The organism is Streptomyces sp. NPDC048172, from assembly GCF_043202595.1.
In the GTDB taxonomy this organism is placed as follows: Bacteria; Actinomycetota; Actinomycetes; order Streptomycetales; family Streptomycetaceae; genus Streptomyces.
In genome coordinates this window covers 267801-283166 of record NZ_JBIDAT010000010.1, presented here as the reverse complement: position 1 = coordinate 283166, position 15366 = coordinate 267801, and the positions used below count along the sequence as shown (strand labels likewise).

9 protein-coding genes and 1 pseudogene are annotated in these 15366 nt (G+C 74.6%); 6 read left to right on the top strand and 4 right to left on the bottom strand.

What is annotated here, in order from left to right; translation table 11 throughout:
• Positions 1–18: 18 nt before the first annotated feature.
• Positions 19–1833, bottom strand: a complete 1815-nt coding sequence (locus ACGF3A_RS37200; protein WP_393734919.1) for a hypothetical protein — start codon at positions 1831–1833, stop codon at positions 19–21.
• 252 nt (positions 1834–2085) lie between these two features.
• On the opposite strand from ACGF3A_RS37200, the gene ACGF3A_RS37195 reads away from it, so the two are divergent.
• From ACGF3A_RS37195 to ACGF3A_RS37185, 3 genes are all read left to right on the top strand, one after another.
• Complete coding sequence (locus ACGF3A_RS37195) at positions 2086–2670, top strand: DapH/DapD/GlmU-related protein (protein WP_393734962.1); 585 nt, start codon at positions 2086–2088, stop codon at positions 2668–2670.
• Positions 2671–3099: 429 nt separating this feature from the next.
• Entirely contained in the window at positions 3100–4245 is a 1146-nt protein-coding gene (locus ACGF3A_RS37190) for a DegT/DnrJ/EryC1/StrS family aminotransferase (RefSeq protein ID WP_393734918.1), read from the top strand.
• A complete protein-coding gene (locus ACGF3A_RS37185) occupies positions 4242–5327 on the top strand; it encodes a Gfo/Idh/MocA family oxidoreductase (protein ID WP_393734917.1) in 1086 nt (361 codons plus the stop codon). Before ACGF3A_RS37190 ends, ACGF3A_RS37185 begins: the two co-directional genes overlap by 4 nt.
• A 96-nt stretch (positions 5328–5423) precedes the next feature.
• Here ACGF3A_RS37185 and ACGF3A_RS37180 read toward each other — a convergent pair whose 3' ends face one another.
• Genes ACGF3A_RS37180 through wecB form a run of 3 tightly spaced genes read right to left on the bottom strand, consistent with a single transcriptional unit; the run spans position 5424 to position 10335 of the window.
• On the bottom strand, positions 5424–7532 hold the full coding sequence (locus ACGF3A_RS37180) for a glycosyltransferase (protein WP_393734916.1): 2109 nt from the start codon (positions 7530–7532) through the stop codon (positions 5424–5426).
• Positions 7529–9235 carry a glycosyltransferase gene (locus ACGF3A_RS37175; protein ID WP_393734915.1) on the bottom strand — a complete coding sequence of 569 codons (1707 nt, stop codon included), beginning with the start codon at positions 9233–9235 and terminating at the stop codon, positions 7529–7531. Before ACGF3A_RS37175 ends, ACGF3A_RS37180 begins: the two co-directional genes overlap by 4 nt.
• Positions 9232–10335, bottom strand: a complete 1104-nt coding sequence (gene wecB, locus ACGF3A_RS37170) for a non-hydrolyzing UDP-N-acetylglucosamine 2-epimerase (RefSeq protein ID WP_393734914.1) — start codon at positions 10333–10335, stop codon at positions 9232–9234. The genes ACGF3A_RS37175 and wecB overlap by 4 nt, the downstream gene beginning before the upstream one ends.
• A gap of 269 nt (positions 10336–10604) precedes the next feature.
• Between wecB and ACGF3A_RS37165 the strand changes: the two genes are divergently transcribed.
• The 3 genes and pseudogenes from ACGF3A_RS37165 (at position 10605) to ACGF3A_RS37155 (ending at position 15348) form a co-directional block, all read left to right on the top strand.
• The gene (locus ACGF3A_RS37165; RefSeq protein WP_393734913.1) at positions 10605–12320 is read left to right on the top strand and encodes a glycosyltransferase; all 1716 of its coding nucleotides are present in this window, start codon (positions 10605–10607) and stop codon (positions 12318–12320) included.
• Positions 12205–13455: pseudogene (locus ACGF3A_RS37160) on the top strand (nucleotide sugar dehydrogenase); the annotation flags it as partial. The gene ACGF3A_RS37165 and the pseudogene ACGF3A_RS37160, both read left to right, overlap by 116 nt.
• A 90-nt stretch (positions 13456–13545) precedes the next feature.
• On the top strand, positions 13546–15348 hold the full coding sequence (locus ACGF3A_RS37155; protein ID WP_393734912.1) for a hypothetical protein: 1803 nt from the start codon (positions 13546–13548) through the stop codon (positions 15346–15348).
• The last annotated feature ends 18 nt before the right edge of the window (positions 15349–15366 follow it).

Sequence of the window (15366 nt, the reverse complement as noted above, 5' to 3'; positions counted from 1 at the left end):
GGCGGGTGGCGGGGGCGCTCAGCGCCCGCCGCACACCTGCCGCTCCGCCGCGACCGGGTCGGCCGGGATGCGGAACTGGGTGCGGGACCAGGCCCCGCCGAGGTTCTGGAAGAACCGTCCGGGCGTCATCGGGGCCCGTACCGACGCCTGGAGCTCGGCGAGGCGCCCGCACGTGAGCGCGTGCCGGGCCGCGCGGACGCGCAGCGGGTCGACGTACGCGGGCAGCGGCGTCCCCGGCGGCGTCAGGTCGGCGACGATCCACGCGCGGTTCAGGGGCTTCTCGTGGCCCGCCTTGAAGCGCCGCGTCGGCAGCGTGTGGGCGCCCAGCGGGTTCGCGAGGCCCAGTGTGTCGACGGCGAGCGCGTCGAGCGGCAGGACGGCGCCCGCGTTGCCCAGCCGCGCCTCGGCGCCCGCGAGCCCGGCCCGTACGTGCGGGGCGAGGGGGAGGGCGGGGTACTGCTCGTCGTAGACCGTCTCCAGCACCAGGCCACGGGTGCCGTGCCGCTCCTGGGCGCGCTGGGCGGTGCGTACCGCCGCCGTGAACGGCAGGTCGTGCTCCACATGGACGGCCTGGCTGGTCGGGTACGGATGCGCCAGGCCGCGCTGGTAGACCCGGTGCGAGTCGTAGACGACCCGGGGCTCGGGGGACTCCATGGGAGGGCGGAACAGCGCCGCGCAGGCCACGGCCCACACCGCGAGCGCCGCCGACAGCACCCGGGTCTCCCGTCCGTACGGCAGCAGCGCCACGGGGAGCATCACCAGGAAGAGCGCGGGGAGCACCATCCTGCCGTGCATGAAGTCCCCGCCGACCTTCGCGACGAAGAACGCCGACAGCAGGCCCGCCAGCACCGGCGCGCCCACCAGCGCCACGTCGGCCTGCCGCGCGCGGTCCCTGAGGTCCGGGCGGCGGCCCGGCGTACGGCCCTGGCCCCGGGCCCGTAGCGCCGTCGCGGCCCCGTAGGCGGCGAGGAGCAGCAGGGGCACCCACAGGTGGTACGGGACGACCGTGTTGCGCAGGTAGTCGAAGCCGAACTGCCACTGGGTCTCCGACGCCTCCTTCGCGATGGCGGGAAGGGGCACCAGCACGCCGTAGTAGCCCGCGCGGAACACCTCGTACCCGAAGGGCAGCGCGCCCGCGACGCACGCCCATTTCACGAGGGAGCGCCGGGACGGCCGTTCCACCACCCACAGGGCCGTCAGGAAGACGACGGTGACCAGGGTGAGATCGGGCCGTACGAGCGGCCCCAGGCCGAAGACGAACACCGTCACGTCCGTACGGCCCGCTCCGCCGCGTGCCCTGACGAGCAGCCACCAGCACAGGCCCAGCCAGAAGAACGACAGCCCCGTCTCCAGTCCGGACGTCGCGTAGTCCCAGGCGGCGCGCAGCGGCAGCAGCACCAGTACGCCCACCGGCAGCAGCGCCCCGGACGGATGCCGCAGCCGCCACAGGCGGCGGGTGCCGTCCAGGGCCAGCAGGTATCCCGCCACCGTCAGCAACAGCCCGAGCGCGACCGCCAGGCGCAGCGGATCGGCCACCCCGGGGACCGCGCTGCCCGCGACGAGCATCCACTGCCAGAGCGTCCCGGTCGAACTCTCCGCGCGCTCCCCGATGTTGTAGACCGGACCGTTGCCCGCGAGGATCTGCCGGACCGCGCGGGTGTAGATCAACGCGTCGTCGTTCGCCCAGCGGTGCGCGTACCCGCCGAGCAGGACGGCGAGGCCGCAGGCGGCGACGAGACAGGCGTTCCAGCGCTGGGCGAGGGTGCCCGGCAGGCTGAACCCCCGTGCGCCCTCGGCGGCTTGAGAGGCGGAGAACTGGTCGAGACGGGCCATGCCGACCACCATTCCCGCCGTCCCGCGGCCCCGGCGCGCACGGCACGCCGCGCACGCCCCGCTCACCCGTGCGGCCCACGCCCCCACGGCCGCGCGGCGCGCCCCTGGGGACGGGGGGCGGGACGGCCCGCATCCTCGGCCACAGGAACTGAGGGACCGAGAAACCGAGGAACACAGGGAGACCGCGTGACAGCGACCGAGGAGACCGAAGGGACCGGGGGCACCGGGAGCGGGAGGAGGGGCTTTCGCGCGATGCCCGGCGCGCAGGTGGCCGAGGACGCCGAGGTCGGCGCCGGGACGACCGTGTGGGAGCTGGCCCAGATCCGCGAGCACGCCGTCCTCGGCGAGGACTGCGTGATCGGACGCGGCGCCTACGTCGGTCCCGGCGTCCACATGGGCAGCCGTACCAAGCTCCAGAACCACGCCCTGGTGTACGAGCCCGCGCGGCTCGGCGAGGGCGTCTTCGTCGGCCCCGCCGTGGTGCTCACCAACGACCGCAACCCCCGTTCGGTGGGCGCGGACGGCGCGCTCAAGCGCGCGGGCGACTGGGAGGCCGTGGGCGTCACCGTCGCCGACGGCGCCTCCCTGGGCGCCCGCTCGGTGTGCGTCGCGCCCGTCCGGGTGGGGTGCTGGGCGATGGTGGCGGCCGGGGCCGTGGTGACGGCCGATGTCCCGGACTTCGCGCTCGTCGCCGGGGTCCCCGCGCGCCGTATCGGCTGGGTCGGCCGCGCGGGCGTCCGGCTGCGGGAACGGGAGCCGGGCGTATGGGAGTGCCCCGAGTCGGGCGACCTCTTCGACGAGGGCCTCGACGTCCTGGTGCCGCGCCCTTCTTCTTAAGAGGACACCTCTTCTGAAGAGGACACCGGAACGCTGCTTGTGCCTCTTCTGCGGGTGCGGGCCGCTGGGCAGGGGCTGCCCCTTTCCGCGCAGTGCAGGCTGCGACGTTCGCCGTGGCTGGCCGCGCAGTTCCCCGCGCCCCTGAACGGCCCCTTCGGGGCGTTCAGGGGGACGCGCCCCGTCAGGGGCGCGGGGAACTGCGCGAGTGACCACGACGCAGCCGCAGCCTGCGAGGCATCGCAGCGGGGCACCCCCTGTGCGGCCCCGATGCCGGGCACCGTCCGGTGCGGGGCGGCCCGCCCACCTGGCCGCAGATGCCCCCTCCGTACGGGCGAATCCTCAGCTCATCGTGCGATTCACCCCGCCGATGCGGGTCCACATAACGGCGAATCCGCAGAGGGGGCGAGGGGGCGACCGGAGGAATCCGTCATGCAAGGACTGCCAAGGGACATGATTCCCGCTGCGAAGCCGGTGATCGGCGACGAGGAGATCGACGCCGCCGTCCGCGTGCTGCGGAGCGGCCAGGTGGTGCAGGGGCCGGAGGTCGCGGCGTTCGAGGAGGAGTTCGGGGCGCTCGTGGGCGGCCGCGCGTGCGTCGCCGTGAACTCCGGCACCTCCGCGCTCCACCTGGCGCTCCTGGCCCTCGGCATCGGCCGGGGCGACGAGGTCGTCGTGCCGTCCTTCTCGTTCGCCGCCACGGCCAACGCCGTACGCCTCGCGGGGGCCGAGCCCGTCTTCGCGGAGATCGACGCGGACACCTTCTGCCTGGACCCGGACGCGGTGGCCGACGCGATCGGGCCGCGTACGGCCGCGCTGATGCCGGTCCATCTGTACGGGCATCCGGCGCCCATGGGCGGGCTCACGCGGCTCGCGCAGCGGCACGGGCTCGCGGTCGTCGAGGACGCCTGCCAGGCGCACGGGGCCGCGCTGCACGGCAGACCGGTCGGCACGTTCGGCGAAGCGGCCTGCTTCAGCTTCTACCCGACGAAGAACATGCACGCCCTGGAGGGCGGCATCGTGGTCGTCCCCGACGAGGGGCACGCGAGGACCCTCCGGCTGCTGCGCAACCAGGGCATGGAGCAGCGGTACGCCAACGAGATCGTCGGCGCCAACATGCGGATGACGGACGTGGCGGCGGCCATCGGGCGCGTCCAGTTGGAGCGGCTGGAGGGCTGGACCGAGCGGCGCCGGAGCAACGCCAAGGTGCTCGACTCCGGCATCACGGAGCTGACCGTGCCGCCCGTCGCCGACGGCGCCCGGCACGTCTACCACCAGTACACGGTCCGCGTCCCCGGCGGCGGGGCCGTACGGGACGCCGTGCAGCAGGAGCTGCGGACGCTCGGCGTGGGCAGCGCGGTCTACTACCCGACGCCCATCCACCGGCTCCGCCCGTACGAGGACCTGGGCGTCCATCTGCCTGTGAGCGACCGGGCGTCGGAGGAGGTGCTCTCGCTCCCCGTCCACCCGGGGCTCACCCCCGGCGACCTGGACCACATCGTGGCGGCGGCGAACGAGGCCGTACGCGCGGCGGGGGCCGGAGGGGGCCGTGCGCGGGCAGAGGCGGTGCCCTCATGACGGCGATGGACTGCTCGACGCCCAGGAAGCCGCCCCGGCCCGCGCTGCGCGCCGGGCTGGTCGGGCTCGGCGCGATGGGCCGCAACCACGCCCGTATCCTCGGCCAGCTCGACGGCGTGGAGTTCGTCGGCGCCGTCGACCCGGCGGGCGACCAGCACGGTTCGCTGCACGGCGTGCCCGTGCTGCCGGACGTGGAGTCCCTGATCGCGCTGGGCGTCGACTACGCGGTGATCGCGTGCCCGACGGCCCTGCACGAGGAAGTGGGGCTTCAGCTCGCCGCGAACGGGGTGTGCGCGCTGATCGAGAAGCCCCTCGCGCACTCCGCCGAGGCGGCACGCCGTCTGGTCGACGCCTTCGAGGCGCGCGGGCTGGTCGCCGGTGTCGGCCACATCGAACGGTTCAACCCGGCGCTCCAGCAGCTGCGCAGCCGTCTGGAGTCGGGCGAGCTGGGCGAGGTCTTCCAGGTGGTGACCCGCAGGCAGGGGCCGTTCCCGCACCGCATCGCCGACGTGGGCGTGGTGAAGGACCTGGCGACCCACGACATCGACCTGACGAGCTGGATCACCGGGCACGAGTACGCCACCCTGTCGGCCCGTACGGTCTCCAAGAGCGGCCGGGAGCACGAGGACATGGTGGCCGTCGTGGGGTCCCTGACGGACGGCACGATGGTCAGCCATCTCGTCAACTGGCTCAGCCCGCTCAAGGAGCGGTTCACGGCCGTCACGGGGGAGCGGGGCTGCTTCGTCGCCGACACCCTCACGGCGGACCTCACCTTCCACGCCAACGGGGCGTTCGCCACCGAGTGGGAGGCCCTGCGCGCGTTCCGGGGCGTCGCGGAGGGCGACATGATCCGGTACGCGTTCCCCAAGCGCGAGCCCCTGGTCGTCGAGCACGAGCGGTTCCGTGACGCCGTGGAGGGCAAGCACAGCGAGATCGTGACCGCGCGGGAGGGGCTGCGGACGGTGGAGGTGTCGGCGGCCGTCCTGGAGTCGGCTCAGTCCGCCCAGGACGCCCGGGACGGCGCCCCCGCGCGGTGGTCCCCGGCGACGGAACGGGACGGCCTGGCGGTCGGGCTCCACTGACGGCCCCTGGGACGCGGATACGCGTGCACGCGGAGAGGCGGGGAGGACCGGAATCCGGTCCTCCCCGCCTCTCCGCGTGCACGGAGGCCCGTCCGGTCAGGTGCCGAACAGCAGCTCCTCATAAGAGGGGCGGATCACCGGCCAGTCCCAGTTCTCCCTCGCGTGCCGGGCCGCAGCCGCGCCCGCCGCACGCCAGGTCCCCTCCGTCCTGGTCACCGCCAGGATCCGCTCGGCCGCCTCCTCCGGGCTGCCCACCACCCATTCCCCGGGCCAGAAGGTGCGCGCGCCCGTCGGGCGTTCCGCGAAGAACGGCCAGTCGCGCACGACGGGGACGGCACCGCTGGCCGCGCCCTCCATCACCGCGCAGTGGCTCCCCTCGCGGACGGAGGAGCTGAGCACGACGCCCATCCGCGTGAACTCGGCGGGCATGTCGTCCCGCGCGCCCAGCCGGCGCACGGCCCCGGCGGGCTCCAGCTCGGCGAAGTCCCGCTCCAGCAGTTCGTTGTACGCCCGCGCGCCCGCGCCGACGCGCGGGTTGAGCGGGCCGCTGGCGATGAGCAGCCGGTAGCGCGGGTCGTGACGGCGCAGCAGCCGTACGACGTCCAGGGCCCAGCGCGGGTCCTTGACCACCTGAGTGGCGCCGACGAGCCCCAGGGTGAAGCGGGCCGCGTCGTCCTTGGGGCGCGTGAAACGGGCCAGGTCGAGCGCGTTGTGCAGCATGTGCAGCCGGGGCGCGTCCTCCCCGTCGAGCGCCGGAAGGACGTCCCGCGCGAGGTCCCGTACGTGGTCGGCGATGAAGACCACGTCGTCCACCCGGGAGAAGTCCGTCAGCTGCGGCCACAGGGTGAACAGCTCGTAACTGTGCAGCCGGATCACCATCCGGGTCGTGCCCGGATCGAGGGACGTCAGCAGGGCGGCCTGCGGGGCGCACCATTCGATGAACGCCGTGTCCGCCCAGTCCAGGTACGGACGCAGCAGACGTTCCGTCAGCCGTCCGTACTCGGTGTTCCCGCCCCGCAGCGCCGTCTCCAGCTGCCGGTGCGGTGCGACCGTCAGGTGCCTCAACTGAGGATGCTGCGTGAGGTCCAGGGTGCGCGTCTCGACGCGTCCGTCGGCGGCGAGTTCGTCCTGGAGGAGCGGCATGAAGTTCGCGTTGCCCGAGGTGACCGTCAGCAGCCGCAGGGGACGTCCCCGGGGCGGCGGCGCGGCCGGTACGGAGCGTCCGCGCGGGGCGAGCACCGTCCGCGCGGCCCGGCTGGCGTTCCAGGCGTTGAGGTAGCCCTCCGGGTTGCTCGCCAGGGGCGAGGCGAGCGCGTCCAGATGACGCTGCCGGTGGAAGAGCAGATTGAGCGCCCGCAGCAGCCAGGTGGCCGTCTGCTTGTGCGCGTTCCTGGCGTGGTGCCGGTCGGCGGTGGCGAGCGCGGAGGCCACGCCGTCGGCGACGCGTGCGGTGTCCTTGCCCGCGCGCAGCTCCTCGGCCGCCGCGTCGACGAGCAGCTCGCCGCGCAGCCGGGGCGCCCGTACGCGCCGCGCCACGTCGCTCAGGGCCAGCGCCGCGCCCATCGGGCGGCCAGCCTTCCGCAGCCGCCGGGCGATGCCCCGCGCGGCACGGGCGCGCAGCCCGTCCGGGATGCCGGGTGCCGCCAGCGCGTACCGCCAGGTGCGCGCGCCCGCGCCGGTACGGAGGACCCTGCGCCCGTACGGGAACCGCAGCGCCCTGGCGCATCCCTTCCGCACGCCGCGGCCCATCCGGCGGGAGAGCGAGGCGGCGTGGAGGGCGGGCACCAGCGGGGGGTACGCCGCGGCGCCGCGCGTCCGTCCGGCCGCCCGGGCCTCGACGGCGGTGAGGGCGGGGGAGACGCCGTGCACCGCGTCCGCGCGGACGTTGCGCTGGGCGAGCTGCCAGACCGTGTAGACCGACTTGGGGTCGAGCGCGACCAGGACGTCCGCCTCGCGCGCGTGACGGCGCAGCACGCCGTCCCCGCGCGTGTGCTGCCACATCCGGCGCGGCACGGCCGAGGTCCGCGAGGGGCGCTCCCAGGGCAGCCTGACGACCTCGACGCGCTGGAGCTCGGACGGCAGCTGTACGGGGTCGACGTACCCGGCGAGACGGACGCGCGCGCCCCGTTCGCGGAGCGCGGCGACGGACGAAGCGAGAGCCCCCTCCCGCGGGGTGTCCCCGGCGATCAGCAGGACCTCGATCATCGCGGGGCTCCTTCCAGGAGATCCGGGTCGGAGGGATCGGAGGGATCTGAGGAGCCGGAGGAGCCGGAGGGATCTGAGGAGCCGGACGGGCCGTCGGGGTCCGTCGAGGGAACGACGGCCTGGGGCGGCCCGGACGGCCGCGTACGGCGCATGCTGTGCGGGGCCAGCGGGCCTTGCTGGTTCCGCTGGACCTGAGCGGTCTGCGGGCTCTGCGGGTCCTGCGGGTCCTGCGGGTCCTGCTGGACCTGAGCGGTCTGCGGATCCTGCTGGGCCTGAGCGGTCTGCGGGGCCAGCGGCACTTGCGGTCCGGGGGCCACGGACGTGGCCAGCCCCTCGACGGCCGGGGCGATCTGCGCCAGGCGCGCGAAGCGCGCGGCGTGCGCGCGGGCGGCGACGCGCGCCTCGGCGTCCGCGTCCACGCCCGTCGCGAGCCGCGCCGCCTGCGCGAAGGCGTCGGCCAGTGCCTCCGCGTCCACGCCCCGCGCGCCCGTCCACAGGGGGTGCCCCTCCAGGACGACCGCCGCGTCGTGGTCCGGCTCGTGCGCGGAGACGACGGGGAGGCCGCTGGCCATGTACTCGTAGACCTTGCCCGAGGTCACGTAGCGGCCCCCGGTGAGCATCAGCACCAGCGCGTCCCAGCGGCCGTACAGCGCGCCGACGTCCGCCTTGGCGACCGGGCCCGCGACGGAGACCCCGTCGTCCGCCGCGCGGGACAGCAGGTCGGCGTGGGCGGTGGCGCCCCGGCCCGCGCCCGCGCCGAGGTGGCCGCGGACCTCGAACCGCGCGTCGCGCAGCAGCGGTTCGCGCTCCCGTGCCAGCCGCCAGCCCTCCAGCACGGTCTCCAGCAGCCGCAGGGAGAAGTTGACCGTGCCCAGGTAGCCGAAGGTCAGCCGGTCGCCCGGAGCGGGCGTACGGGGCGCAGGGGGGACGCTGTCCTCGTCGTAGCCGTTGCGCACCACCCGGACGCGGTCGGCGAGGGAGGGGTGGCGCTCGCGGTAGAAGTCGGCGATGGGGTCGTTGACGACCCACAGCTCGCGGGCGTGGCGCAGCGCGCGCTCCTCCCAGCGGCCCTCGTCGGAGTCCCGCTCGAAGGCGGGCACGCCCTTGAGGACGTCCAGGGACCAGCCGTCGCGGAAGTCCACCGCGTAGGGCACCGCGTGCTCCTCGTGCAGCCGCAGCGCCGCCGCCAGGCTGACGTACGGCACGCAGGTCGCCAGCATCAGGTCCACGGGGTGCTCGCGGTGGGCGCGCAGCACGGCGCGCTCCAGGGCCGCGCGCCAGCCGCCGAACGCGGGCTCGGGGAAGTGCGCCCGCTGCCGCTGGTGCCAGCGCCGCACCCAGCCCGTGGGGTCGAGGGCGCGCGCCTCGGAGTAGGCCCGGACGTCGGTCTCCAGGTCCTCGCGCTCCAAGGGGAGTTCGATCAGGCGTACGCCCGGGTCCACGCGCTCCGACAGCGAGTGGTCGAGCCCCGAGTCGCGCTCCCACGCCTCCGGGCGGATGGTGAGCACGGTGACGTCCCAGCCCTGTGCGCGGAACTGGTTCGCGGTCTCCAGCATCCGGTACGCGCAGCTCTTCGCGGCGGGCGGGAAGCCGATGGCCAGGTAGAGCAGATGCGGCCGGTGGGGGCGCGGCTCCGGCCGCCGTACGGCGGGCGCTCGCGACGTCGTCGCCTTCATCGGCGTCGTCGGCGTCGTCGGCGTCATCGGGGTACCTCCGTCACTCGGTGCTCCTCCAGCAGTCGTACGGTGCGTGCGGCGGCGTGCCCGTCGCCGTAGGGCGTGCCGCGCGGGGCGCGGGGCGAGGGGCGCGCGGCGAGGTCGGCCCAGGCGGCGGCGCCCCGCTCCCAGGGACGCGGCACGAGCGCGTTCCAGCCGCCCGCGAGGGTCTCGGGCCATTCGGTCTCGGGACGGAGCGTCGTGCAGGGACGGCCGAGCAGATACGCCTCCTTCTGGAGCCCGCCCGAGTCCGTCACCACCCCGTGGGCGCCCAGGACGGCCGCGACCATCCCGGCGTACGGCAGGGGCTCGCCCACCCGGACGGCGCCCCGGGCGAGCTTCACGCCGTGCTCCTCCGCGCGGGCCAGCAGCCGCGGGTGGGCCAGCAGGGCGACCGGGAGCGGCAGGTCGGCGAGCGCGTCGGCGAGCGCGGCCAGCCGGTCGGGGTCGTCGGTGTTCTCCGCGCGGTGCATCGTCGCCAGCAGGTACGGGGCGCCGGGGTCGATGCCTTCCGGCAGTCCGGCGGGGGACCGGCCCTCCGCCCGTACGCGCTCGCCGATGGACAGGCAGATGTCCACCATCACGTCCCCGGCCAGCACCGCGCGGTCCTCCAGGCCCTCCCGCGCCAGATGGCGCAGCGCCTCCGCCGTCGGCGCGAGCAGCAGATCGGCCGCGTGGTCAGTGAGCACCCTGTTGTGCTCCTCCGGCATGCGCCGGTTGAACGAACGGAGGCCCGCCTCCAAATGGGCGACGGGCAGATGCTGCTTCACGGCGGAAAGGGTCCCGGCGAGCGTGGAATTCGTGTCCCCGTAGACAAGCACCCAATCGGGCCGTTCCTTTTCGAGAACGGGGTCGAGTGCCGCCAGTACCCCTCCCGTCTGCGCCCCGTGACTTCCCGACCCGACGCCCAGATGGGTGTCCGGATCGGGAATGGAGAGACCGGAGAAGAAGACGTCGGAGAGTGCGGCGTCGTAATGCTGGCCGGTGTGCACGATGTGGTGCCGGTGACCCGCCTCGCGCATGGCGGCGGCGATGGGGGCCAGTTTCACGAATTGCGGGCGGGCGCCGACGATGCTGACGACCTTCATGGAAGCCGGTTCCTCTCTGTCGCGACATTGACCACCGTGTGAGCGGCGTACGGCGTCCGCACCCCTGTATGGGCCATATGGAGCCCCGCGACCCACGGTTGAGCGAATGCGCCGCTCAGGGGAGGAGGCGGCCCGCCGGTGCGTGCATATGCTCAGGAAAGAATCCGGAATTGCGGTCAGCGGAAGAACGGAAAAGCAGTCCGTTCCTCCCGCCATTCGTCCGTTCGGCTGGAACCCGCGGTGTTCGGCGGGACCTGGAGGAGTTCACCATGGGGTCAGAAGAGCCGGGCCGGGCCCGGGGACGCGTCGTCATGCTGGTCGACAACGCCGTGGCAGGTGACTCCCGGGTTCAGAAGTCCGCGGCCTCAGCGGCCGCCGCGGGCTGGGAGGTGTTCCTCCTCGGCGCCTCCAAGGACCGCAAGCGGCACCACTGGCGGCACGAGGGCGCCGAGGTGCGGCTGCTGCCGAAACCCTCGCCCCTGTCCGTACGGCGCCATCTGCTGCGCACGCCCCTGGTGCGCCGTCCGCTCGCCTACCGCGACGCCCGTATCGCCAACTACCGCACCCAGTGGGTGCGCGCCTGGCAGGCCGAGCTGCGCACCCGCCGCGCCGCCGTCGCCGCCGACCGGCGCGAGGGGCGCGAGGGCCCGGGGCTCACGCTGCGGCACGGCTGGCTGTACGTCCCGCGCCTCGCCGCTGCCGCGACCCGCCGCTGGGTCGCCCTGCGCGTACGGGAGCGCACCGTCCTGGAGGGCAGGCGCGCCCGGATGGACGGCGTGCTGGACCGGCTGGCCGTCGTCCTGTGGCGCACCCTGCTCGGCCGGAACGCCTGGCGCCGCCTGGAGCCGCACCTGCTCGATTTCGAACTGGCCTTCGCCAAGGAGATCGACCTGCTGCGGCCCGACATCATCCACGCGCACGACTGCCGGATGCTCGGCGTCGGCGCCCGCGCGGCCGTACGGCAGAGAGGCGCGGGACGGCGCGTGAAGCTGCTCTGGGACGCCCACGAGTACGTGCCCGGGGTCCGCCCCCACAGCGCCCGCTGGCAGGCCGGCATGTGCGGCTACGAGCGCGCGTACGCGCCGTACGCCGACGCCGTCGCGACCGTCTCGCCGACCCTCGCGCGGCTGCTCCAGGTCCGGCACGGCCTGCGCGAGCTGCCCGAGGTGCTGCTGAACGCGCCCGTGGGCGAGCTGACGCCGGACCAGCGCGAGGACCCCGTGCCCGACCTGCGGGAGCTGTGCGGCGTCGGCGAGGACACCCCGCTGCTCGTCTACAGCGGCGGCATGGCGCCCCAGCGCGGCATCACCACCGTCGTCGACGGACTCGCCGGGCTCCCCGGCGTGCACGCCGCGCTGGTGGCGCCCGACCCCGGGGCGCGCTACGTCCGCGAGATCGAGTGCCGGGCCGCCGACGCCGGGGTCGGCGACCGGCTGCACGTGGTGCCGTACGTGCCGTACTGGCAGGTCGTCCCGTTCCTGTCGCGGGCCGACGTGGGGGTCATCCCGATCCACCACTGGCCGAACCACGAACTGGCCCTCATCACCAAGTTCTTCGAGTACGCGCACGCCCGGCTGCCCCTCGTGGTCAGCGACGTGCGGACCATGGCGCAGACCACGCGCGAGACGGGACAGGGCGAGGTCTTCCAGGCGGAGGACACCGAGAGCTATGTGCGCGCCGTACGCGCCGTGCTCGACGTCCCCGGGCGCTACCGCGCCGCCTACGACGAGCCGGGACTGCTGGAGCAGTGGACCTGGGAGGCGCAGGCGCAGAAGCTCGACCGCCTCTACGCCCGCCTCCTGACCGACGAGCCGGAACCCCTCCGGGAAGGAGACGAGAATGCGGATCTGTGTGGTGGCGCTCGGGAAGATCGGGCTGCCGCTGGCCGTCCAGTTCGCGGCCAAGGGACATCACGTGACGGGCGCCGACGTGGACGGGCGCGTGGTGCGGCTGGTCAACGACGGGACGGAGCCGTTCCCCGGTGAGCACGGACTGGCCGTCCGTCTCAAGGAGACCGTCGCCGCCGGGCGGCTGAAGGCCACCACCGACACCACGGCCGCCGTCGCGCAGGCCGAGGCCGTCGTCCTGGTGGTGCCGCTCTTCGTGGACGCCGGGGGCGAGCCCGACTTCGGCTGGATGGACGACGCGACCCGCGCGGTCGCCGCGGGCCTCCGTCCCGGCACGCTCGTCAGCTACGAGACGACCCTGCCCGTCGGCACGACCAGGGAGCGCTGGGCGCCGATGCTGGAGGAGGGCTCGGGCCTCGCCGCCGAACGGGACTTCTCGCTGGTCTTCAGCCCCGAACGCGTGCTGACCGGACGGGTCTTCGCCGACCTGCGGCGCTACCCGAAGCTCGTGGGCGGCCTCGGACCGTCCTCAGCGGCCGCAGGGAAGCGGTTCTACGAGTCGGTGCTCGACTTCGACGTACGGGACGACCTGGCGCGCCCCAACGGGGTGTGGGACCTGGGCTCGGCCGAGGCCGCGGAGATGGCGAAGCTGGCCGAGACGACGTACCGGGACGTGAACATCGCGCTGGCCAACCAGTTCGCGCGGTTCGCCGACCGGGCCGGGATCGACGCCCAGGCCGTCATCGAGGCGTGCAACACCCAGCCGTACAGCCACATCCACCGCCCCGGCATCGCCGTCGGCGGGCACTGCATCCCCGTGTATCCGCAGATGTACCTGTGGAACGACCCGGAGGCCACTGTCGTCCGCGCGGCCCGCGAGGCCAACGCGGGCATGCCGCACTACGCCGTCGACGTCCTGGCCGACCACTACGGCGACCTGCGGGACGCCGAGGTGCTCGTCCTGGGCGCGGCGTACCGGGGCGGCGTGAAGGAGACCGCGTTCTCCGGCGTCTTCCCCACCGTCGAGGCGCTCAGGGCGCGCGGGGCGCGGCCGTACGTGGCGGACCCGATGTACGGCGCGGACGAACTGACGGCGCTCGGGCTGACCCCGCACGACGGACAGCCGGTGACCGCGGCCGTCCTCCAGGCCGACCACGCGGAGTACCGTTCGCTGACCCCCGCCGCGCTGCCCCACGTACGCGTCCTGGTGGACGGGCGGCGGGCCACGGACCCGGCGCTGTGGAAGGGCGTACGGCGCGTCGTCCTCGGCGGCACGCCCGTACCGGCCGACGGGACGGCCTACCCGGCGGAGGCGGACGGTACGGCCTTCCCGGCCGACGGCGCGCCCGCCCCGGCGTGACCCATGGCCGTCATCACCTCGGGGCCGCTCGACCGTCACGACCGCAGGGCCAGGGCCCGCGCCGCGCGGGGGCTCGTGCCCGTCGGCATGGGGGTGATGGCGGCCGCGCTCTCCTGGCTGTTCGTGCGCTACACCGTCGACGACGCGTACATCTCCTGGCGCTACGGGCACAACCTCGTGCACGCCGGGGTCTGGAACTGGAACAGCGGGGGTGAGCGGGTCGAGGCGTACACCAATCCGCTCTACACCGCGCTGTTCGTCCTTCCGGCCCTGCTGCGCGTCCCGGTGGAACTGTTCGCCAAACTGCTCGGCGTCGCCCTGCTCGCCGCCTATCTGGTGGCCGTCCGCCTCGTGCGCGTCCCGTACGCGCAACGGGTCGCCCTGTGGGGGATCGCGCTGCTCAGCCCGGTCTTCTTCATCCACCTCTACAGCGGTCTGGAGACGGTCTCCTTCGCGCTGCTGACGGCGCTCCTGTTCGCCTGGGTCTACCGCAGGGGGACGCTGGCCCGGCACGGTCATCTGGTCGCGCTCGCGGTGGCGCTGAGCAGACCGGAGGGGATGCTGTTCGCGGCCGTCGCGGAAGTGTGGGCCTGGGGCGTCGGCAGACGCCGCGACGACCTGCGCGGGGCGCTCGCGGTCGGCGGGGTCCTCTGCGCGTACTGGGGCGCCCGTACCTGGTACTTCGGACGCCTGTTCCCCAATACCTTCTACCAGAAGTCCCTGGGCAACGACGGCTGGATCGACCGGGCCGCCGGAACCCTCACCGGACAGGGCGGGGGCGGGCCCGCCGTCGCCGCCGCGTTCCTGGTGGCGGCCTGCGGACTCGCGCTCGCCGGGACGTCCCTGTGGCGGCGCACGCGCCACACGCGCCGCGCCTGGACGGCGGCGGACGCCGAGCGGCTGCGCCAGGCCACGCCGTTCGTCCTCGCCGTCACCGCCGTGACCGTGCAGTTCGGGCTGTACGCGTCCTCGACGCTGGCCATGGACTACGCGAACCGGTTCACCTGGCAGATCCTCTTCCCCGTCGCCGTGGTCGCCCTGTGCCGCCCGCGCGGCGCCCCCGCCGCCTGGCCCCTCGCGGCCGCCGCGCTGGCGGCCCTCACGCAGCTCTGGCTGTGGGCGGAGGCCGGGCGGCTGACGACGCCGATGGCGGCGGCCGTGGCGGGCGTCGCCGCCCTCGCCGTGGCCGCCGTACGGGCCCCGAGGGCGCGTGCCGCGCTGCCCGTGGCGGTGGCGGTCCTCGCGGCCGTCCTCGTCTCGTACGTGCCGCACACCGAGCTCACGAAGCTCGCCGCCTACCGGCACCGGCTGGAGTACGCGCACCAGACACTCGGCAGGGCGCTCCTCGCCCAGGACGCGCCGCGCGGCACGGTCGCCATCGGGGACGCGGGCATCGCCCCGTTCTGCATGGGCACGGGCGCCGCCGGGCGGAGCGTCTACGACCTGCGCGGCCTCGCCGATCCCTATCTGCACCGGGGCCCGCTGCCGCGCGCGCTGATGGGGCGCCAGGTGCAGGCCGTCGTGGTGGTCGGCACCCCGGGCGACCCCAGGGGCCTGCGCGCCACGACGGTCTCCTCGCTGCCCCTGGTGCGGCAGGCGTACGGCGCCGGGTTCACCTCGGCCGCGCGGCTGCGCTTCACCACGACCGCCTGGCAGGACGTGCTCGTACGGCCCGGCCGGGAGACGTGGGCGCGGCAGCGGCTCGCCCGCGCGGCCTCCGTGGCGCAGCGGGAGAACGGCGTCACGGACGCGGCCGTGCTGCGGCGGCACGTCGGCGAGTTCCCGTTCCTCGGCCCGCAGTGCTGACCGGATGAACCGTATGGA

Coding starts and splice junctions, on each gene's coding strand:
- ACGF3A_RS37155 (WP_393734912.1), top strand. CDS start 13,546: ATGGCCGTCATCACCTCGGGGCCGCTCGACCGTCACGACCGCAGGGCC.
- wecB (WP_393734914.1), bottom strand. CDS start 10,335: ATGAAGGTCGTCAGCATCGTCGGCGCCCGCCCGCAATTCGTGAAACTG.
- ACGF3A_RS37165 (WP_393734913.1), top strand. CDS start 10,605: ATGGGGTCAGAAGAGCCGGGCCGGGCCCGGGGACGCGTCGTCATGCTG.
- ACGF3A_RS37195 (WP_393734962.1), top strand. CDS start 2,086: ATGCCCGGCGCGCAGGTGGCCGAGGACGCCGAGGTCGGCGCCGGGACG.
- ACGF3A_RS37200 (WP_393734919.1), bottom strand. CDS start 1,833: ATGGCCCGTCTCGACCAGTTCTCCGCCTCTCAAGCCGCCGAGGGCGCA.
- ACGF3A_RS37175 (WP_393734915.1), bottom strand. CDS start 9,235: ATGACGCCGACGACGCCGACGACGCCGATGAAGGCGACGACGTCGCGA.
- ACGF3A_RS37185 (WP_393734917.1), top strand. CDS start 4,242: ATGACGGCGATGGACTGCTCGACGCCCAGGAAGCCGCCCCGGCCCGCG.
- ACGF3A_RS37180 (WP_393734916.1), bottom strand. CDS start 7,532: ATGATCGAGGTCCTGCTGATCGCCGGGGACACCCCGCGGGAGGGGGCT.
- ACGF3A_RS37190 (WP_393734918.1), top strand. CDS start 3,100: ATGCAAGGACTGCCAAGGGACATGATTCCCGCTGCGAAGCCGGTGATC.